Raw genomic sequence first — 20,466 nt, forward strand, 5'->3', positions numbered from 1 at the left:
TGCAATGACCTTATCCATTGACGCTCGCGCGCTGCTGATCGAAAGCGTTCAACAGGGTATCGCTGACGGAAGCCTTGAGATGGGCGAGGCGGTCAAGCGGCTGCGGTTTGAGGGCGCGAGGTTGCATCAAAGCCAGTACGCCAGGATGTGCAAAATCTCGGTACGGACGTTGATTCAGATCGAGCAGGGTGAAGGTAATCCGACCCTCAAGTCTTTGAACGCGGTGTTCCGGCCATTCGGTTTGCAGATGGGAGTGGTGAGGCGTCATCGGCAGATCAGCTAACGACCTCTCACCACTTGTCTTACGCTTTCTCTCTTATGGCTTTTTGTAGCGCTTCTGAATCGCCTCGGCCACTTGCTTGAAGCTGATGCTTTGCGACGCGATCTTTTCCATGCCGTCTTCTTTCAGGTAGCTGAACTTCACGTACAGGAGCTGGCCTTTTTGTTTCTGGACATCGTTCAAGCCAACGAGCGATTTCCTCATATCATTCAAAGTGGTCGGGCTCGCTGCGAGCACCACCCAGTCCGGCACAGGAATGACGTTGGCGAAATACTTTACTACCTCGACCAGCGTATCCCCTATCGGGAAAATTCCGCTGAAGCGCTCCTTGGCTTTGAACGGCGCGATGCCCATGTAAATGTCCGGCAGGGACTTGATCTGGCTCTCGATGCCATGTGTCTCACGGGAAAGCAAAAACTCCATGATCTGCAGTGGAGTGCCAACGATGATCAGGGATTGGGCGCCTACAACGGTGTCCGAGAACAGATAATAGTTTTTGCTACCTGCCACGGCTTTCTGCAACTCGCCACGGTCGATGATGACGCTGCCGTATTTGCCGCTGTGTAAAACAGGGGCGGGTACACGCCATGGATTAACTGGCGCTGCTTTGATGCTTATGTCCTGGAGGGCGGACGGGATTTCGGAATTCATTTCACAACATCCTTGTTGTTTATTGCCGGTTAATGGGTGCATGCCAAGGTGGCATGCACTGAACCATAGTCTCTGCGCCGGGAAGCGCAAAAACTTAACTTGCTGATATGTAGCGAATTGTTCGATTTTAGACTTGTGGGAGATCCTATGTGGCCTGCAAGCGTGATCTTGATCTTGTAGGACCGGCTTCAGCCGGGAGGGGGATTTCTGCCGAAGGAGGTCTAGCGAATGTCCTTACATCCTCCCGGCTAAAGCCGGTCCTACTGAATGGCGAAGATCCTGTGGGAGCGAGCTTGTTCGGGAGACAGGATGTTTTAGCAACCGTCTCGCGCGCGTTCGCTCCTGCAGGTCGTGGGATGCGGCAGGCCTGTTTAAATCTTACGAAACGCTTCCAGGCCTTTTATCTGCTGGCCATCTTCGAAGTTCTCTTCAGCCAACCATCCCTCAAAGGCCTTTTGCAGTTCAGGCCATTCGCTGTCGATGATTGAATACCAGGCGGTGTTACGGTTTACGCCTTTGACCACCATGTGTTGCCGAAAGGTGCCCTCATAACTGAAGCCGAACCGGTCAGCTGCGCGCTTGGAGCGGGCGTTGTCGGCGTTGCATTTCCACTCCAGGCGACGGTAGCCCAAAGCGAAGGCTTCTTTAGCCAGCAGGTATATCGCCTCGGTTCCTTTTGGTGTGCGTTGCATCTGGCCGCCGAAGGTCACGTGACCAATTTCGATTCGGCCTTGGGCTGCGACGATCGACATCAGGCTCAGGCAACCATCTATCACGCCCGTCACCTGATCGACGATCGCGTAGAACCACGGGTCGGTATTGGCTTCGTGACCTGCTAGCCAGGTGTCGAACACGCTGCGCTCCAGGAATGGCCCGTAAGGCAGATAATCCCAAAGTTTGGGATCCGAGTCAGGCCCCTGCAGGGCGTCCCATAAACCGTCGCCATGACGCGCGACACTGAGTTTTTCCAGACGGATAAAACGTCCCTCCAGCGTTCTGGTGTCCGGGAGTTTCGCTGGTTGCCAATCGGGTACAGGGTTCGACATGGACAAGTTTCCTAGATCATTTTTCGAAATTGAATATAGCCAGGGCGCTCAGCAATTCGCTCGTATAGCTGGATCGCGGTGGCGTTGGTTTCGTGAGTCAACCAGTGAACCTTGTCGCAATCATTGGCTTTGGCAGTGGTGTAAACGTGTTCTATCAACAGGCGCCCCACGCCAGTCCCGCGTTGTTCCGGCGTAACCAGCAGGTCCTGAAGGTAACAAGCGTTGGCGATGCTCCAGTTGGAGCGATGATAGATGAAGTGGACCATGCCCACTGCTTCGCAGTCTTGCCAGGCCAAGGCCGCATTGGTGGGCTCAGCGGGATCGAGAAAACGCTGCCATGTGCTGGCGATAACGGTGTCGGGCAGCACGGTTTTGTAGAACGTCAGGTAGGCCAGCCACAGCGGCAGCCATGCCGCGTGATCCTGTTCGGTGACGGGACGAATCTGAATATCGGTCATGGCGATCTCCTGTCGAAATAATTAACTGAATTAAATGCTTTTCTGTAGGAGCTCGCGGTGCTCGTGAGCCTACAAATCCCGGTGTGCGTCAAAAACAGTCTCAGCTCATCTGGCGAGCCAGTTCCTGATCCTTGGAATCCGCGCTGGCCGCCAGTCCGTCACGCACACCTGCGATGTCGGCCGCTGATCGGTTCTGGCTGAGTTTGCGTTTGCCCTCCAGGCGCTCGATAGGCAGCGAAAAGCCGACGATGGCGCCGAGCATCTTGTCGATGTAATCCGCTGGAGCGTCGGCCACCGCCCAAGGGGGGTCGCGTCCAGTTTCGTGTTTGGCAGTCAGACCGCTGACGACCTCGAGCAGGCGCTTTGGATCACTGAAGACCTGCGCGCAGCCATAGGCGTGAACGGTCACGTAATTCCAGGTAGGCACGACCTTGCCGTGCTCTGCCTTAGATGGATAAAACGAGGGGCTGACGTAAGCGTCCACGCTTGGGAAGATCACCAAGGCTTCTGCCCCCTGTTGCAGTGCGCGCCACTGAGGATTGGCCTTGGCCAGATGACCATAAAGCGTGCCTTGTGCGCCCTCATCGCTGCGCAATAGCAACGGCAAATGGCTGGCCTGCAGGCCTTGCTCGTCATGAGTAACGAGAATTGCCAGCCGGGTCTGCTCAATCAGGCTGTGCAGGCTGACGAGTTCGTTGTCTGTGAAGGCGCTTGGTGTGTACATGGAAATATCTCTTTGCCGATGCCTGAATCGTAGGCAGGCTATTGGCTTGTTGTAAGAGCCATTATTCGCCAATTTGATAGGGCCAATTCATGTCCCAGCCGCCATCCTTTCCCTTCAGCCTGACGGGTATCGAGCTTGATCGTCGCAAAGGCCTGAGCCGTCAGCTTTACGAAGCCATGCGCGTGCGTATTCTCGACGGGCGTTTGAGTAGCGGGACTCGTTTGCCAGCCAGCCGGGATCTGGCTCAATCCCTGGGCATTTCCCGCAATAGCGTGATGCGCGCTTACGACCAGCTGTATGCAGAAGGCTTTACCCAAGGACGAATCGGCGACGGGACTTATGTCGCGCTGTTATCCGGCGCTGCAATCCTTGGCAAAAAACTATCCACAAAAGTGTCCACAGGGTTACCAACAGGCTTACCCACAGCTTTATCCACAAAATCTCAATTATCAGCCGAAAATATCGGTGTCGAAGTTATCCACAGCGCGGCTGTTGAGCGGCTTGAGCGCCATCATTTGAACCCTCCGCTCGCAGGTGCGCCTCGGGCATTTCGCGTCGGTGTGCCGGCGTTCGATCTGTTCCCTTTTGCGACGTGGGGCAGGCTTTATTCGGCGTTTTGGCGTAAGCCTGACCTGGCCTTGCTCGGCTACGGTGAGGCCGCAGGTTATCCACTTCTACGTGAATTGATCGCGGTCTATCTGCGTACCTCGCGAGGCTTGCAATGCGCCGTTGAGCAAATAGTAATCACCAGTGGCGCGCAGCAGGCGATAAGTCTTTGTGCACAGTTGCTGTTGGAGGAGGGCGACGGTGTTGCTATCGAAAATCCGGGATACCGTGCGGCAGGGCATGCCTTCGCGGTAGCGGGTGCGAAGTTGCACGGCATTGCTGTTGATGAGGAAGGCTTGTGTTGCCACGAGCTTGAGCGACATCCCTGCAAACTTGCTTATGTAACCCCTTCGCATCAATACCCGACGGGTGTGGTCATGAGCCTCGCCCGGCGTTTGGAGTTGCTTGCCTGGGCCGAGAAAACACGAGGTTGGGTTATCGAGGATGACTACGACGGCGAGTACCGCTACAGCGGTGCGCCCTTGGCACCTTTGGCGGCACTGGACCGCAGTGGTCGAGTCTTATACGTCGGTACCTTCGGCAAAATTGCCTATCCCGGATTGCGCCTGGGATATCTGGTGCTGCCTGCAGGTCTGGTTGAACCGTTCAGTCGGCGTCGTGCGGTGGATATGCGCCACTCTGAAGTCAGCACCCAGGCGGTGATGGCCGGGTTCATCGCTGCTGGGCATTTTCAGCGCCACATCCGCAGGATGCGCCGTGCAGCATTGAGCCGTCGCAATACCTTGTTGAGCCATTGGCCCGACGATATCCCAGGCTGTGCGGCAATGCCCAAAGTCGTCGCCGGACTGCATGTCGCGGTGAGGGTAGACAACCTGGCGCGGGAAACTGAGCTGATTGAAAAAGCCAATAGCGTCGGCGTAGAAATCAGCCCTTTAAGCAGTTACTGGCTGCCGGAATCCAGCGAGCCAGTGGATAAGAGGGCAGGGCTGGTGTTGGGCTTTGCAGCGGTCCCGGAGGTGGACATCGTGGCAGCACTGGAAAGGCTGAAACAGGTCTGGCGATAACTTTAGGAAAACACCAGCCCTTGTTGGCTCCCATCAAGCAAAAAATAACATCCAAATTGAAATGTTTTTTTGTAGGAGCCATCCCGTTATTCCTGACGCCGCGCTGTTTAACAGCAGAAAGGAACCTGTAGGAGCGCGCTTGCCCGCGATAGCGTCAGCACAACCGATTATTTATTAACCGACAGACCGAATAGCGGGCAAGCGCGCTCTTACAGGTAAAAAAGCATTCCAAGTCAGATGGTTGAATGTTGTTTTTGGAAGCGCACAGCAACGGGATCATTGTTTATTGCGTGTCAGCGCATCGGCAGGATCACGAAAGCTTGTGCGCGATATACTCGCCGCCATTACCCCTTTAAACCGAGACTTCTCATGAGTACTTCTCTTGCTGCGGCGCCGGCTCGCAAGCCCGGTGCGCCGCTCATTGCTACTTTTCTGTTGCTGTTCATCGCGATGTTTCTGCTGAGCAGCGTGGGTGTGCGTCAGGTGCTTCTGCTGATCGTTGGCGCGGCATTGGGTCTGACGCTTTACCACGCAGCTTTCGGCTTCACCTCTGCATGGCGCGTGTTCATTCGTGAGCGGCGCGGCGCGGGCTTGCGTGCACAGATGATCATGCTCGCTATCGCGGTGGTGCTGTTCTTCCCGGCACTGGGTGCAGGCACGTTGTTCGGTCAGCCCGTAAACGGGCTGGTTGCGCCGGCAGGTGTATCGGTGGTGTTTGGTGCTTTCATCTTCGGCATCGGCATGCAACTGGGTGGCGGCTGTGCATCCGGGACCCTGTTCACTGCGGGCGGCGGTAACGCACGAATGCTGGTGACCCTGCTGTTCTTCATCCTCGGCTCGTTGATCGCGACGCATCACGTTGACTGGTGGTTTGCGCTGCCCTCGTTTCCTGCAACGTCCATCGTTAAAAGCTTTGGCGTGATACCGGCGTTGGTGCTGAGCCTGGCGGTGTTCGCTGTTATTGCATTCGTCACTGTGCGTCTGGAAAAGCGTCGTCACGGCCAACTGGAATTAGCAGTGACCAGCGAACACGTCGGCTTGCGCCGGTTCTTGCACGGCCCATGGCCGCTGGTGTGGGGCGCGATTGGTTTGGCGCTGCTCAACTACGCGACCCTTGCACTGGCCGGTCGCCCCTGGGGCATCACCTCGGCCTTTGCCTTGTGGGGCGCCAAGGTTGCAGGCTCTCTGGGTGTTGATGTGGGCAGTTGGGCGTTCTGGCAGATGCCAGCCAATGCCAAGGCTTTGGCTGCACCCGTGTGGGAAGACATTACCAGCGTGATGGACATCGGCATCATGATCGGTGCGTTACTGGCCGCTGGTCTGGCAGGAAAATTCGCGCCGAACCTGAAAATCCCGGCTCGCTCCATCGTTGCGGCGGTGATTGGTGGTTTGCTGCTGGGTTACGGTTCGCGTCTGGCATACGGCTGCAATATCGGCGCGTACTTCAGCGGTATCGCATCCGGCAGCCTGCATGGCTGGTTGTGGCTGGTGGCGGCGTACATCGGCAACGTGGCGGGTGTGAAATTCCGCCCGTTCTTCTTCCCGGGCGAGAAACCGCAGGTTGCGCTGAGCGGTTGCTGAATTGTTCGCCACGTAATACTTGTAGGAGCGAACTTGTTCGCGAGGCGCCAGTGCAGACATTAAATTGATGTTGCCTGTTCAAATCGCTTCGCCAACAAGTTGGCTCCTACAAGGGGTCGTTATCGTCCGAGTTGCTCCTTCGCCAGCTTCACAATGTTCTCCACCGTAAAGCCAAACTTGGCCTGCAGCTTGTCAATGGGAGCCGATGCGCCGAAGGTATTCATCATCACCTTGGCGCCGGTTTGGCCTACATAACGATCCCAACCCAGCGGGCCTGCTTGTTCCACCGCGACCCTGGCGATGACAGAGGGCGGGAAGACGCTGTCGCGATACGCCTGGTTCTGATCTTCAAACAACTCCCAGCTCGGCATTGAGACCACGCGAGCTGCAACGCCTTGCGCTTTCAATTGCTCGAAAGCTTCCACGACCAAACCCACTTCACTGCCCGTAGCGATCAGAATCACCTCAGGCTCACCGTCTTTTGCATCGGCTAGTATATAAGCGCCTTTCGCCAATCCTTCCGCCGACGCGTATTGCGTGCGGTCCAGCGTGGGCAGCGGTTGTCGCGAGAGCACGATGCACGAGGGGCGACTGGTTTGCGCCAAGGCGATTTTCCAGGCCTGTGCGGTTTCATTCGCGTCGCCGGGGCGCAGTGTCAGCAAGCCGGGTGTTGCGCGAAGCTGGGTCAATTGCTCGATAGGCTGGTGAGTCGGGCCGTCTTCGCCAACGCCAATGGAGTCGTGGGTGAAGACGAAGATCACCGGCAACTCCATGATCGATGCCAAGCGAATCGGCGGCTTCATGTAATCGCTGAACACCAGAAACGTCGAGGTGTACGGCCGCACATAAGACAGCGCCATGCCGTTGGCAATCGAGCCCATGGCGTGTTCGCGAATACCAAAGTGCAAGTTGCGGCCGCTGTAATTTTCGGCGGAAAAACTCCCGGCCCCGTCGAACGTCAGGTTGGTTTTGGTCGAAGGTGACAAGTCAGCCGATCCGCCCAGCAACCACGGAATCTTCGCTGCAAAGGCATTGAGAACCTTGCCGCCAGAAGCACGCGATGCGATGCCTTTGGCGTCGGCCTCGAATGCCTGCAAATCGTCCTGCCACTGATCGGGCATTTCGCCGGAGCGCATGCGTCGTAGCTCATCGGCCAGATCGGCTTGTTGTTCTTCAAGCGTATTGAGCGCGCTTTGCCAGGACTCATAATCGCTGGCGTTGCGCTCGATCAAGGCGTCGCGGAGCCAGGTACGTGCGTCATCAGGAACAAGGAAGCTGGAGTTTTCATCCCAGCCATAGGCCTTCTTGGTCAGCTTGATTTCATCGTCACCCAGCGGCTCACCGTGCGCCGCTGCGGTGTTGTGTTTGTTTGGCGAGCCATAGCCGATCACGCTGTCGACCACGATCAGGGTCGGCGCGTCATCGGTGCGTTTGAACACCTCGATGGCGCGTGCCAGCGCTTCGGTGTCGTTGGCGTCTGCCACATGCAAAGTGTTCCAGCCATAGCCTTCAAAGCGTGTTTGCACGTCTTCGCTGAAAGCCAGCTCGGTGTGACCTTCGATGCTGATGGTGTTGTTGTCGTAGATCCAGCACAGATTGGAAAGCTTCAGGTGTCCGGCCATGGACGCCGCCTCGGCGGTCACGCCTTCCATCATGTCGCCGTCACCGCACAGCACGTACACGTTGTAATCGAACAGCGTGCGCTGCGGCGCATTAAAACGTTCACCCAGCCAGCGCTCGGCCATCGCCATACCGACGCTATTGGCGCAGCCCTGACCAAGTGGACCCGTGGTGGTTTCCACGCCTGTGGTCATGCGGTATTCCGGATGGCCCGGAGTTTTAGAGTCCATCTGGCGAAACTGTTTGATGTCCTCCAGGCTCACCGCTGGTTTACCCGAAGGCTTGCCGTGCTCATCGATTTCCACGACCCCTGCCAGATGCAGCAGGGAGTACAGCAACATGGAGGCATGACCGACCGACAGCACGAAACGGTCGCGATTTGGCCAGTCCGGATGTTCAGGGTGGTAGCGCAGAAACTGGTTCCAGACGGTGTAGCCCACAGGGGCCAGCGCCATTGGCGTGCCTGGGTGGCCAGAGTTGGCCTTCTGCACGGCATCCATGGCCAGCGTGCGAATGGTGTTGATACAGAGTTGGTCGCGTGCGGTGCGTTGTTCGCTGGAAAAAGACGAGCCCATTGAATTTACCCTCAGTGACGTGCTGCTGAACATCCAGATAAGTGTGGAGCGCAGCCAAGGGCGGTTTGTTCCTTGTAATTTGAGGCTGTCCGATGGCCATTACGGCCCAACCTTAACTGAACATTAAACGGTTCAGCTTTTGTGCGGTCGGTCGCGAACCATATACCTCAATGGCATTCGAAGCAGGGAGCGGCGTGTATTACGCAGTAGCCCATGAGGTAATCGTTTTGAAGCAAGCCATCATCGACAAGTACCGATTTCTGATCAAAACCATTGGTTACGTGGGCTGGTCACTGTTCTGGCTGTTGCTGTGGGACATCGTGGTTACAGCCGACTTCATGCTCTTCCTGGAGCGCAAGATCAGTCTGCCCTCCATGCCGTTGACCTTGCTGGCGTCGGCCCTTGTTGTTCTCACCAGTTTCCGTAACTCCAGCGCCTACAACCGCTGGTGGGAAGCGCGCACCTTGTGGGGTGCGCTGGTTAACAACTCCCGCAGCTTCGCCCGTCAGGTGCTGACGCTGGTCGAGGATGACGACGAACTGAATCCCGTGAAAGCAGTGTTGCTGCGTCGCCATGTGGCCTTCGTGAAATGCCTGTCTGCACATCTGAAGGGTGAATCCTGTGACGACGAAGTACAGTCATTGATAACCCGCGAGGAATACGCACGCAGGCACGAAACCAACAACTTCCCCAACGACATACTTAATACGTCGGCTGCACTGTTGGCCAAAGAGTACAAGGCCGGCCGTCTGGACAGCATCCGTCTGGCACGTCTCGAATCGACAATGGTGGAGCTTTCTAACTGCCAGGGCGGGATGGAGCGTATCGCCAATACACCGCTGCCTTACCCTTACGTGGCGTTCCCGCGTTTGTTCATCAGCCTGTTCTGCGTGATCCTGCCCATTGGTCTGGTGGAAACGTTGGGGTGGTTTACACCGCTGGCTTCAACCGTCGTCGGCTTCATGCTGCTGGCCATTGAAAAGATCGGTACCGACCTGCAGAGTCCATTCAAAGCCAGCGAACATGAAATCCAGATGACCAAGCTGTGCGAAAACATCGAGCGCAACCTGGACTCCATGCTTCGGGATGCGAAGGTTGAGTGCACGGTTTAAGACAATATGTGATTTTTCCGTAGGACCGGCTTTAGCCGGGAGAGGGGCTGTATATTCTCTGAATTTGCATCGTCAGAAATAATGTTCTCCCGGCTAAAGCCGGTCCTACGGGTATGCGTTTACGGCACAGATGGTGATCTATCTGATGCACCGCGATCGCTGCCTCGCGGTGCTCGTGAGCTCCTACAGATCAGGGTGGTATCAAGAAATTCGCTTCCAAAACGCATCCGCCTCGGCATTCCTGTTACCCCGCCAGCGCACCAGAATCACCTCCAGGTGATCGGACTCCATTTCTGGATACAGGCGCACCAGCTCTTTACGTTCAATCAACGGCGCAACCATCGTGTGTGGCATGCAGGCCACGCCGTGTCCGGCAGCCGCCATCGGCTTCAAAGCTTCCGATACTGTCGCTTCGAATACCCGGCGCAGGCGGTGTGGTTGTGGGTGGCGTTTGACCTGTTTGTGCGACAGATCATGCAGTTGCGCGCTGCGGGCATAGGTCAGCCACGGGATAGGGGCTTCTGAGTTGGCGCAGCGAGCTGCCACTTCTGGCGTGGCGACCCAGTAGAGTTCATCGTGGCCCAGCGACAGCTCTTCGAATTCGCTTTGCCGGGAGTAGGGCTCGGTCTGGGCATCGCGATAGAACAGGATGAAATCGCAGCGTCCGGACATCAGCGCCATGTAGTAATCATCGGTACTGCGGTAGCCCGTATCGATGCGGGTGAACATCGGCGTTTCGGCGGAGGAGAACTGGCTGATCCAGTCCGGAAAGAAATTGCAGCCCAGGGTATGCAGCGAGGCAAAGGTCAGGGGGCGGTCAATGATCTTCACGCTTTGCTCGCAGTCTCGCGCCAGACGTACCAGCTCCGAGGCATTTGGCAACAGCGCCTCACCGGCAGCCGTTAGCCGGATGGGATTTTTGCTGCGATCTATCAGCGTCGCGCCCAAGCGCGTCTCGAGCAACTGGATGCGTCTGCTCAGCGCCGATTGCGATGAACCGCGCATGCTGGCAGCGGCGGTAAACTTGCCCGTATCGGCCAGGGCCAGAAAGTCTTCGTACCAATCGATATCCATAGTTATTCCAAAATTCGATAGCGCGACCAGCATAGTGGATCAACAGTCGCTAACGCATGCGGGTTTTGTATGGCTATTGTGCAGGTAATCGCCACCTGCCGATCCATCGTGGTTCATCCATAACTAGAAAAATCTGTCGTAGAAGGGGCAATGCTATGCAAAAACGGAATGGCCTTAAGACTTTCCTCAAGTCTTCAATGTTGCTGATCAGCCTGGTGGGTGCGGCGGCTGCGCAAGCCGGTGTGCTGGAAAAGGTCAAGGCGCACGGCGCTGTGCGTTGTGGCGTTGCCAGTGACAAGCCAGGTTTCTCCCTGATTGACGACAAGGGCCAATGGACCGGCATGGACGTTGACCTCTGCCGTGGCGTAGCAGCAGCTGTGTTGGGCGACGCGAGCAAGGTTGAGTACATCGCGACCACCGGCAAGAACCGTTTCACTGCATTGGCCTCTGGCGAAATCGACGTGCTGTCCCGCGCGACTTCGTGGACGGCCGACCGCGTTGCCAGCCTCGGTGTGGATTTCACCACCGTCTGGTTTTACGACGGCCAGGGCTTCATGACCCACGCCAAAGATGGCATCGAGAAGCTGACTGACCTCGACGGCGCAACCTTTTGCCTGTCACCGGGCACCACGTCGGAACAGAATCTGGACGACTATTTCAGCCAGCGCGGCCTGACTTACAAGACCGTGATCATCGAGAAAAGCCCTGAGTTGTTCGCTGCCTTCCAGAGCGGTCGTTGCAACGCAATTTCCAATGACTTATCAGGCCTTGCTTCGCGTCGTGCCGTCATGAACAACCCGCAAGACTATGCGTTGCTGCCTGAAGTGATCTCCAAAGAGCCGTTGGGTGCTTACGTTGCCCAAGGCGATACCGTGTGGCGCAACATCGTGACCTGGACCGCCTATGCGCTGATGACTGCTGAAGAATTCGGCATCACCTCGGCCAACGTCGATGAAATACGCGCTAAAAAAGGCGGTTCGGCAGACGTGGCTCGTTTGCTGGGTACTGAAGGCAGCGTAGGCAAGGCGTTCGGCATGGATAACGACTGGGCGTTCCGCGCCATCAAGCAGGTCGGCAATTACGCTGAAATCTATGACCGTAACCTCGGCGAAAAAACCATTCTGAACTTCCCCCGTGGCCTTAACCGCTCGTGGAAAGATCAGGGTCTGCTGTACGCGCCACCTATCCGCTGATCGCGTCACTCTCCAACGGAATTATCTTCATGTGGACCCAACGCTTGCAGAACGCTCGAGTGCTGAGCGTGCTGCAGCAAGGCCTGGTTCTGGCCATTGTTGCAGCTGTGTTTTACGTGCTGGCGCACAACGCCAGTCTCAATTTGAAGGCGCTGAATATCGCCTCCGGTTTTGACTTCCTGTCACAGCGTGCCGGTTACGACATCAGCTTCAAACTGATCGACTTCACCCCCAACGACAGCTACGGCCGTGCGTATCTGGTGGGGTTGCTCAACACCTTGCTGGTCTCGGTAATGAGCGTTGTGACAGCCACCGTCGTGGGCGTGGCGTTGGGGCTGTGCAAGGTTTCCGAAAACTGGCTGATCAACCGCCTGGCGGGCGCGAGCATCGAATTTCTGCGCAACGTGCCGCTGGTGGTGCACTTGGTCTGGTGGTACGGCCTGGCCTTGGCGTTACCCGGCGTAAGGCAGGCGGTTTCGATTTTCGATGTTGCTTATCTGAGCAACAGCGGTCTGATGTTGCCATGGCCTGAACAAGGCTCGCTGGTGGGCTGGGGCCTGGCATTAATGGCGTTGGGCGCTTTGCTCGGTTTGATCGCCTGTCGCTTTCGTGATGCCAAGGCCAAATGGCGCAGTTTTACGCCTCGACGCTGGCCGCTGCTATTGGCGGGCGCGGTGCTGTTGCCGCTGCTGGTGTATGCCCTGAGCGACGCGCACTGGCACTGGGAAGTCCCGGTTGCCAAAGGCTTCGGCTTCAAAGGTGGTGTAGCGCTGGTGCCGGAACTGCTTGCCTTGTGGTTGGCGTTGTCCTTCTACAGCGCCAGTTACATTGCTGAAATCGTTCGTGGTGCCATTCAGTCGGTACAGCGCGGCCAATACGAGGCCGCCAAGGCACTGGGCTTCGAATACGGGCCGACCATGCGTCAGTTGATCGTGCCGCAAGCGATCTATCCGATGATCCCGCAGGTCACCAACACCTACCTGAACATCGTCAAGAACTCCTCCCTGGGCGTGGTCATCGGCTTCATGGAAATGGTCTCGTCGACCGGTGGCACCACGTTGAACCAGACCGGCCAGGCCATTGAGTGCATCGCTCTGGTCATGGGCACGTACTGCGTGATGAGCCTGCTGATTTCCATTGCGATGAACATCTACAACCATCGCATCGGTCAGCGAGGCCATTGAGGATGAACATGATTAATCAAGCATCCCCTGCGCGCCTGCCGCCGACTAAACCATTGCCGGTACGAGTCCGGGAGTGGACGCGCGAGCATCTGTTCCCGAGCGTCGGCCATGGCCTGCTCACCGTTGCCGTACTGGCGCTGCTGTTGTGGTGTATTCCGGCAGCGCTGAACTGGCTGGTGTTCGATGCCACGTTCGTCGGCACTGCGCGCACTGACTGCAATCCGCACGGCGCGTGCTGGCTGCCGATTACCCAGCGCTGGAACCTGTTCGTGTATGGCTTCTATCCAGAAGCCGAACGCTGGCGGGTCAATCTGGCCCTGTTTTTGGCGGTCTTCGCTTTTGTGCTGCTGTTTTTCAAGCGTCTGGATCGCCGCCTGCTGATTGGTTATCTGGCGCTGCTGCCGGTGGTCATGTGGTGGCTGCTCAAAGGTGGTGCAGGCTTGCCGGAGATTTCTTCGACCAAGTTTGCCGGGATGATGGTCACTGTATTTCTCGGAACGGTGGGCATGATCTTCGCGCTGCCGATTGGCATTTTGCTGGCCCTTGGTCGGCGCTCGAAGAAGCCCGTTATCCGCATCCTCAGTGTCATGTACATCGAGCTGGTGCGTTCGGTGCCGGTTATCTCGCTGCTGTTCATGGCCTCGCTGATGATCCAGCTGTTCCTGCCGCCGGGGTCTGCGTTCGACATCCTGCTGCGTGTGCAACTGGTGCTGATCCTGTTTACCGCTGCTTACATGGCCGAGACCCTGCGTGGTGGTTTGCAGAACCTGCCGAAGGGCCAATACGAAGCAGCTCAGGCGTTGGGTTTCGGCTACTGGAAAACCATGGGCCAGATTGTCCTGCCACAAGTCCTGAAACAGTCGATTGCGCCGCTGCTGACGCAATTTATCGGCCTGTTCAAGGAAACCACGCTGGTCATGATCGTCGGCGTGCTGGACATCGTCGGTATCGCCATGAGCACCGCCGCAGCGCCGGAATGGGTGGGCTATGGCCACGAGATCTACATTTTCCTGGCGATCTACTTCTTCGTCGTCTGCTTCGCACTGTCGCGCTATGCCCGGCACCTTGAAAAGAAACTGGAACAGAACCGCTCATGACTGATCATCGCGAGGCTGACGCAGCCCCTATCGTGCGTATCGAGCAACTGAACAAATGGTATGGCCAATCCCACGTTCTGCGGGACATCTCGTTATCGGTCAAGCCGGGCGAGAAAGTGGTGATTTGCGGTCCTTCGGGGTCGGGCAAATCCACGTTGATTCGTTGCATCAATCAACTGGAGCAGCACCAGCAGGGCACCATCGAAGTGCTCGGCGAAGTGCTGGATGGCAACGTGAAACGCCTGGAGCGCATCCGTCGACAAGTCGGCATGTGCTTCCAGCATTTCAACCTGTTCCCGCACCTCACTGTGCTGAAGAACTGCACACTGCCGCAAACTTCCAACCTCGGTGTGCCGGAGAAGGAAGCCATTGAGCGTGCTCTGGCCCTGCTCGACAAAGTGCGCATGCGCGATCACGCCAACAAGTTTCCATCGCAGTTGTCCGGCGGCCAGCAGCAGCGCATCGCGATTGCTCGTGCGTTGTGCATGCAGCCCAAGGTCATGTTGTTCGATGAGCCGACCTCGGCGCTGGACCCGGAGATGATTGCCGAAGTTCTGGAAGTCATGACCGGTCTGGCTCAGGAAGGCATGACGATGATTTGCGTCACTCACGAAATGGGCTTCGCCCGTAAAGTCGCTGACCGTGTCGTGTTCATGGATCAAGGTGAAATCGTCGAGCAGGCGACCCCGGATCGTTTCTTCTCTGCGCCGGAATCCGAGCGCACCCGCCGTTTTCTCAATCAAATCCTCGACCATGGAGTCCACGCGTGATGGCCAACCCTATTGCAATTGCTCTGCACGGTGGGGCGGGCGTACTGACTCCAGGCTTGCTGACGCCGGAAGATGAAACGGCCATTCACGAGGCTTTGTTACGTGCACTGAAAGCGGGTCTGACGTTTCTCGAGCAGGACGGCAGCAGCCTGGATGCAGTGCAGGCAGCGGTTATCGAGCTGGAAGAGTGCCCGTGGTTCAACGCTGGTAAAGGTGCCGTATTCACCCACACCGGTGATCACGAACTGGACGCTGCAATCATGCACGGCGCTAACCGCGAGGCGGGTGCTGTGGCGGGGATTCATTTCGTTCGTAACCCGATTCTGGCTGCTCGTGCAGTACTGGAGCACAGCGAGCATGTTTTGCTTGCGGGCGTCGGCGCTGATGCTTTCCTGGAAACACAGAATCTGGAGCGTGTCGCCAACGACTGGTACGACACGGATCTACGTCGCCGTCAGTGGCAGACTCAGCTTCAACAGCCCAACAGCGTGTCGCTTGAGCCGGGCGGCGTCGACAAGAAGTTCGGCACCGTGGGTGCAGTGGCCCTGGACCGTCACGGTCATGTGGCAGCGGCGACGTCTACTGGCGGGATCACCAACAAGCGTTTCGGACGTATCGGCGATTCGCCATTGATTGGCTCTGGTACCTGGGCAGACGACCGCAGTGCAGCTATTTCTGCGACAGGCCATGGCGAATACTTCATTCGCACCGTGGTAGCCCACAACATCGCTTCCCGCGTGCTGCTGACTGGCGAAACGCTCAACACGGCCTGTGACACAGTCGTGTCAGGTGAGTTGAAAGCCATGGGTGGCAACGGCGGAGTGATTGCAGTATCCCCAACCGGAGAAACCGCATTGAGCTTCAACACGCCGGGCATGTACCGCGCGTGGCGTGATGAGCAGGGTGGTTTGCATACCGCGATTTATGCGGCGGATGATCGTCTGCATCTGGGCGCGTAAATACGGTAGGAGCCAACTTGTTGGCGAGGCGATGGTCCTGTGTCACCAGAGCTATCGCCTCGCGAACAAGTTCGCTCCTACCGGCTATGGTGCTGCGCTTAACGCAGCTCCCCGCACAGGTCCACTTCAACCAGACGCCGTACTTCAGCCAGCGGCAAGCCTGTACCCAACAACAGGTGCAGCTTGCCCAGCGTTGCTTCACGCGTCATGCCGCCACCGGACAGCACGCCTGCACCGCGCAGGCGGCTGCCTGCTTCGTAGACGTCCAGTTCGACGCCGCCTTCATGGCACTGCGTGATTGCAACGACGCAAATGCCTTGCTGGTGGGCGCGCTCCAGGCTGCTCAGGAAAGCCGGATCATCGCTGGGACCGGTGCCACTGCCGAAGCATTCAAGCACCAGACCCTGAATGCCGCTGTCGATAACGGCGTTCAACTGGGCTGCGCCTATACCCGGGAACAACGGCAGGATGGCCACATTGGCTGCGACTTTAGGCAGGCGATAATCCAGCTGCGCAGGATGCGCGGCAGGGGTTTCGCCGCTGTGGGCGCGGTTCAGCGCTGCGAACGGATGGCGACCGAAGCTGCGAATTTTCGCGCAGCGGGTCGGCGCCAGCAGTTCGCCGTGGAAGTACAAATGCACGCCCGACGTCAGACCTTTACCCAGCGCGACCAGTGAGCCGTTGACGTTTTCCCACGCATCGCTGTCCGGGACGCCAGCAGGCAGCATTGAGCCGGTAAACAGCACCGGAGCAGCAAGCCCTAGCAGCTGGAAGCTCATGGCTGCGGCGCTGTACGCCAGTGTGTCAGTGCCGTGAAGGATCAACACCGCGTCGCAGCCATCGACATCAACTGCGTCGATGACCGCTTCGCGCAGACGCAGCCAGTAAGCCGGTGTCATGTTGGCGCTGTCGATCAGCGGTGCCATCTCGCGAAAGCGCCACTGAGGCACCACCAGATCAGGCAATTCGGCCAGTTGCCCGGCCATGCGTGCCTCGAAACCCGATGCAGGCGCCAGGCCGTTGGCGCTGGCCTGCATGCCGATGGTGCCGCCGGTATAAAGAACCATCACTCGCTGAGCGGTTTTTGGCTGTTCATGAGTCATGGTTCTTCTCCGGTATGACAGTTGCTATCAGGCTTGAGTAGCAGGCTTTGCCGTGGCCTCAACCGGGTTGACCGGTGTCTGGTCAGGGTTGGCAGGCCATGCAGTGCGGTCCAGATCCAGATCCGGGAATTGGCTCGAATCGAATACTGGAGTCTTGATGCCCGCCTTACGTTGCGCATCGTAGTCGCGCAGGATGCGCATGGCGACTTTGAACAACATTGCCAGGGCGATCAAGTTGACGAAGGCCAGCAGCGTCATGGTGATGTCGGCGAAGGCAAACACAGTGTTGAGATCAACGACGGCGCCCCAGAGGATCAGCACCAGCACGAACACCCGATAGCCGACGATGGCTTTCTTGCTCTCGCCCACCAGGAAACGCAGGCTGTTTTCGCCCAGGTAGTAGTTGTAGAGAATCGAGGTGAAGACGAACAGTGCCAAGGCAACGCTGATGAAGATACGGCCCCAGTCACCGACCACGGCTGCCAGCGAGTTCTGTGCCAGAACAATACCGTTGCCGCTGTAGCCCACGTCGTAAATGCCCGAGAGCAGAATCAGCAGCGCGGTGCAGGTGCAGATCACAAAAGTATCGAGGAACACGCTGAATGCCTGAACCACACCTTGTGAAATCGGGTGCTCGACCTGTGCAACGGCAGCCACGTTCGGCGCACTGCCCAGACCGGCTTCGTTAGCGAACACGCCGCGCTTCACGCCCATGACGATTGCGCTGCCGATCAGGCCGCCAAAAACCGGGTCCAGACCAAATGCGCTTCTGACGATAGTCGCCAGCATGGCTGGAACGTGGTCGATCTGCAGGACGATGACGTAGATGGTCACAGCGATATAGATCAGGGTTTTGACCGGTACCAGAAGGTCGGAAATCGCTGCGATACGCTTGATGCCACCGACGAATGCAAGGCCGAGCAGCACAACCAGGCAGATGCCGGTGGTCATGGTGTCGATGCCGAACGCGCCTTTGAGGGAGTCGGTGACTGCGTGGGATTGCAGGCCGTTGAAGGCAAAACCGAAGGTCACCAGCAGCAACAGTGCCATGACCATACCGAGCCAGCGCTTACCCAGACCATGCTGGATGTAATACGCCGGACCACCACGGAACTGGCCTTCGGAGTCTTTGCGTTTGTACAACTGAGCGAGTGAACACTCGATGAAGCTGCTGGCCATGCCCACCAGTGCGGTGACCCACATCCAGAACACGGCGCCCGGGCCGCCCAATGTTACGGCGATACCGACACCGGCAATGTTGCCTGCGCCGACCCGGCCTGCAAGGCTGAGCATCAATGCCTGGAAGGAACTGAGCTGGCCGGTGCTGTTGCGTAAACTATCCCTGAAAACAGCGAACATGTGGAAAAAGTGGCGAAACTGGACGAAACGCGAACGAATCGTGAAATAACCGCCGAGCCCTACGATCAGTACGATCAGCACTTTGCCCGAAAGGAAGTCGTTAATGACTTCAAGCATTGGAGAATCCTCGCTGTTGTTTTTAGGGGGCGCGCACTATACCGGTGCGCTCGTCTTGCGTCTGCAATACTTTTCCTTTCCAGTGCAGCGATACGTCCTTGTTGTTTTTGGCAGTGGGCGTTTTGCAGGTAAAAAAAAGGGTCCGGAGAGAATCGTCTCTGGACCCCCAAAAGGGGTGAGGAGTGTCTAGGTCCTCAACACCTGGTGAGCATGTAGCTGTCGAGCATTTGCATCAGGCCTTCAATGGGACCAGGCGCGGGGCAATCATGTTTTCAGGTCGCAGGATGTCGTCGAGCATAGCGTCGTCGAGCAAGCCTTCTTCGCGAACCAGTTCCAGTACGCCTCGGCCGGTTTCCAGCGCGATACGGGCGATACGGGTGGCGTTTTCATAACCGATGTACGGGTTCAGTGCGGTGACCAGGCCGATGGAGTGCTCGACCAGTTCGCGGCAACGCGCTTCGTTGGCGGTGATGCCGACGATGCAGTGCTCGCGCAGCATGTCCATGGCGCGTTGCAGCAGGCGGATCGAATCGAAAATCTTGTAAGCGATCAGCGGCTCCATCACGTTGAGCTGCAATTGACCGCCTTCGGCTGCCATGGTCAGTGCCAGGTCGTTGCCGATGATTTCGAAGGCAACCATGTTGACCGCTTCCGGGATAACCGGATTGACCTTGCCGGGCATGATCGAGCTGCCTGGCTGACGCGCTGGCAGGTTGATTTCGTTGATGCCGGTGCGTGGGCCGCTGGACAGCAGGCGCAGGTCGTTGCAGATCTTCGACAGCTTGACGGCGGTACGCTTGAGCATGCCGGAGAACAGCACGAAGGCGCCCATGTCGGAAGTGGCTTCGATCAGGTCGGCCGCTGGAACCAGTGGTTGGCCGCTGATGATCGCCAGACGGTCAACGGCAAGCTTCTGGTAGCCAGGGTCGGCGTTGATGCCGGTGCCGATGGCGGTACCGCCCAGGTTCACTTCGGTGAGCAGTTCTGGTGCCAGGCTGCGCAGACGGTTCAGGTCTTCGGTCAGTGTAGTGGCGAAGGCGCGGAATTCCTGACCGAGGGTCATCGGCACAGCGTCCTGCAACTGGGTACGGCCCATTTTCAGGACGTGGTTGAATTCCTGGCCTTTGGCGGCGAACGCTTGAATCAAGCTGTCGAGGCTGGCCAGCAGAGCGTCGTGACCTAGCAGCAGACCCAGACGAATGGCCGTCGGGTAGGCGTCGTTGGTCGATTGCGCCATGTTGACATCGTTATTGGGGTGCAGTTGTTTGTAATCGCCTTTCTCAAAGCCCATGGCTTCAAGAGCAATGTTGGCGATGACTTCGTTGGCATTCATGTTGGTTGAAGTGCCAGCGCCGCCTTGAATCATGTCCACCACGAAGTGTTCGTGGAAATCACCGCGAATCAGACGAGCACAGGCTTCGCTGATCGCTGCATGCTTGGCCGCATTGAGGTGGCCCAACTGATGGTTTGCATCAGCGGCTGCCTGTTTGACCATCGCCAGGCCGACGACCAGCTTCGGGTAGTGGGAAAGCGGAACGCCGGAAAGGTGAAAATTGTTCACCGCTCGCAACGTCTGAATACCGTAATACGCGTCAGCAGGTACTTCGAGAACACCAAGCAGGTCTTTTTCGGTGCGCGATGATGCAGGCGAGGACATGATAGAGATAGTCTCAAGAAAGGCACGGACAATGCCGGAACGCCGCCGATACTGGTCTCTACGGTGATTTTTGACCAATGCTGTTACATACTGGGCCATGCCGAAACGGCATAATGCAGATGTGACGCGATAGGTGTTACTGGCGTGTATATACATTTCCGGCGGTTAGCAGGGTCTTTGTGAGCAAATTACAGCTACCTGATTTGGAATACTCTTCTGTAGGAGCGCACGAGCACCGCGAGGCCGCGATGGCGTCCTGTCTGATACATCGCCAT

Annotated in this window: 18 protein-coding genes; 9 read left to right on the forward strand and 9 right to left on the reverse strand. The window is 57.4% G+C overall.

Annotation, left to right across the window (positions count from 1 at the left end; all coding sequences use genetic code 11):
* Nucleotides 1-4 precede the first annotated feature (4 nt).
* Complete coding sequence (locus ACYASS_RS25415) at nt 5-283, forward strand: helix-turn-helix transcriptional regulator (RefSeq protein WP_463588125.1); 279 nt, start codon at nt 5-7, stop codon at nt 281-283.
* Nucleotides 284-316: 33 nt separating this feature from the next.
* On the opposite strand, the gene ACYASS_RS25420 is transcribed toward ACYASS_RS25415, so the two are convergent.
* The 4 genes from ACYASS_RS25420 to ACYASS_RS25435 form a co-directional block, all read right to left on the reverse strand.
* Entirely contained in the window at nt 317-931 is a 615-nt protein-coding gene (locus tag ACYASS_RS25420) for a hypothetical protein (protein ID WP_463588126.1), read from the reverse strand.
* 371 nt (nt 932-1,302) lie between these two features.
* On the reverse strand, nt 1,303-1,977 hold the full coding sequence (locus tag ACYASS_RS25425; protein WP_463588127.1) for a GNAT family N-acetyltransferase: 675 nt from the start codon (nt 1,975-1,977) through the stop codon (nt 1,303-1,305).
* A gap of 11 nt (nt 1,978-1,988) precedes the next feature.
* Complete coding sequence (locus ACYASS_RS25430) at nt 1,989-2,435, reverse strand: GNAT family N-acetyltransferase (protein ID WP_463588128.1); 447 nt, start codon at nt 2,433-2,435, stop codon at nt 1,989-1,991.
* 100 nt (nt 2,436-2,535) lie between these two features.
* A complete protein-coding gene (locus tag ACYASS_RS25435; RefSeq protein WP_463588129.1) occupies nt 2,536-3,159 on the reverse strand; it encodes an FMN-binding negative transcriptional regulator in 624 nt (207 codons plus the stop codon).
* An 89-nt stretch (nt 3,160-3,248) separates the two neighbouring features.
* Here ACYASS_RS25435 and pdxR point away from each other — a divergent pair, with 89 nt between their 5' ends.
* On the forward strand, nt 3,249-4,790 hold the full coding sequence (gene pdxR, locus ACYASS_RS25440; RefSeq protein ID WP_463588130.1) for a MocR-like pyridoxine biosynthesis transcription factor PdxR: 1,542 nt from the start codon (nt 3,249-3,251) through the stop codon (nt 4,788-4,790).
* 369 nt (nt 4,791-5,159) lie between these two features.
* Nucleotides 5,160-6,371 (forward strand): YeeE/YedE family protein, encoded by a 1,212-nt coding sequence (locus ACYASS_RS25445; protein ID WP_243244727.1) that lies wholly within the window; start codon nt 5,160-5,162, stop codon nt 6,369-6,371.
* Between the two features lie 119 nt (nt 6,372-6,490).
* On the opposite strand, the gene tkt is transcribed toward ACYASS_RS25445, so the two are convergent.
* Complete coding sequence (gene tkt, locus ACYASS_RS25450; protein ID WP_463588131.1) at nt 6,491-8,566, reverse strand: transketolase; 2,076 nt, start codon at nt 8,564-8,566, stop codon at nt 6,491-6,493.
* Between the two features lie 227 nt (nt 8,567-8,793).
* On the opposite strand from tkt, the gene ACYASS_RS25455 reads away from it, so the two are divergent.
* Nucleotides 8,794-9,678 (forward strand): bestrophin family protein, encoded by an 885-nt coding sequence (locus ACYASS_RS25455; RefSeq protein WP_463588144.1) that lies wholly within the window; start codon nt 8,794-8,796, stop codon nt 9,676-9,678.
* Between the two features lie 201 nt (nt 9,679-9,879).
* On the opposite strand, the gene ACYASS_RS25460 is transcribed toward ACYASS_RS25455, so the two are convergent.
* Nucleotides 9,880-10,752 carry a LysR family transcriptional regulator gene (locus ACYASS_RS25460; RefSeq protein WP_463588132.1) on the reverse strand — a complete coding sequence of 291 codons (873 nt, stop codon included), beginning with the start codon at nt 10,750-10,752 and terminating at the stop codon, nt 9,880-9,882.
* Nucleotides 10,753-10,907: 155 nt separating this feature from the next.
* On the opposite strand from ACYASS_RS25460, the gene ACYASS_RS25465 reads away from it, so the two are divergent.
* From ACYASS_RS25465 to ACYASS_RS25485, 5 genes are read left to right on the forward strand one after another with little or no spacing between them, the layout of a single operon-like run.
* Nucleotides 10,908-11,945: an amino acid ABC transporter substrate-binding protein gene (locus ACYASS_RS25465; RefSeq protein WP_463588133.1), complete on the forward strand. Its 1,038-nt coding sequence runs from the start codon at nt 10,908-10,910 to the stop codon at nt 11,943-11,945.
* Nucleotides 11,946-11,974: 29 nt separating this feature from the next.
* A complete protein-coding gene (locus ACYASS_RS25470) occupies nt 11,975-13,129 on the forward strand; it encodes an amino acid ABC transporter permease (RefSeq protein WP_463588134.1) in 1,155 nt (384 codons plus the stop codon).
* Nucleotides 13,130-13,137: 8 nt separating this feature from the next.
* Nucleotides 13,138-14,226, forward strand: a complete 1,089-nt coding sequence (locus ACYASS_RS25475) for an amino acid ABC transporter permease (protein WP_463588135.1) — start codon at nt 13,138-13,140, stop codon at nt 14,224-14,226.
* The gene (locus ACYASS_RS25480; RefSeq protein ID WP_122667134.1) at nt 14,223-14,996 is read left to right on the forward strand and encodes an amino acid ABC transporter ATP-binding protein; all 774 of its coding nucleotides are present in this window, start codon (nt 14,223-14,225) and stop codon (nt 14,994-14,996) included. The genes ACYASS_RS25475 and ACYASS_RS25480 overlap by 4 nt, the downstream gene beginning before the upstream one ends.
* On the forward strand, nt 14,996-15,955 hold the full coding sequence (locus ACYASS_RS25485; protein ID WP_463588136.1) for an isoaspartyl peptidase/L-asparaginase family protein: 960 nt from the start codon (nt 14,996-14,998) through the stop codon (nt 15,953-15,955). The genes ACYASS_RS25480 and ACYASS_RS25485 overlap by 1 nt, the downstream gene beginning before the upstream one ends.
* 98 nt (nt 15,956-16,053) lie before the next feature.
* Here the strand turns inward: ACYASS_RS25485 and ACYASS_RS25490 are convergent, their stop codons facing one another.
* From ACYASS_RS25490 to ACYASS_RS25500, 3 genes are all read right to left on the reverse strand, one after another.
* Entirely contained in the window at nt 16,054-17,058 is a 1,005-nt protein-coding gene (locus ACYASS_RS25490; RefSeq protein WP_463588137.1) for an asparaginase, read from the reverse strand.
* A gap of 27 nt (nt 17,059-17,085) precedes the next feature.
* On the reverse strand, nt 17,086-18,534 hold the full coding sequence (locus tag ACYASS_RS25495) for an alanine/glycine:cation symporter family protein (RefSeq protein WP_463588138.1): 1,449 nt from the start codon (nt 18,532-18,534) through the stop codon (nt 17,086-17,088).
* A 232-nt stretch (nt 18,535-18,766) separates the two neighbouring features.
* Entirely contained in the window at nt 18,767-20,191 is a 1,425-nt protein-coding gene (locus ACYASS_RS25500) for an aspartate ammonia-lyase (RefSeq protein WP_027898152.1), read from the reverse strand.
* Nucleotides 20,192-20,466: the final 275 nt, after the last annotated feature.

Source organism: Pseudomonas sp. HP_14 (genome assembly GCF_055283875.1).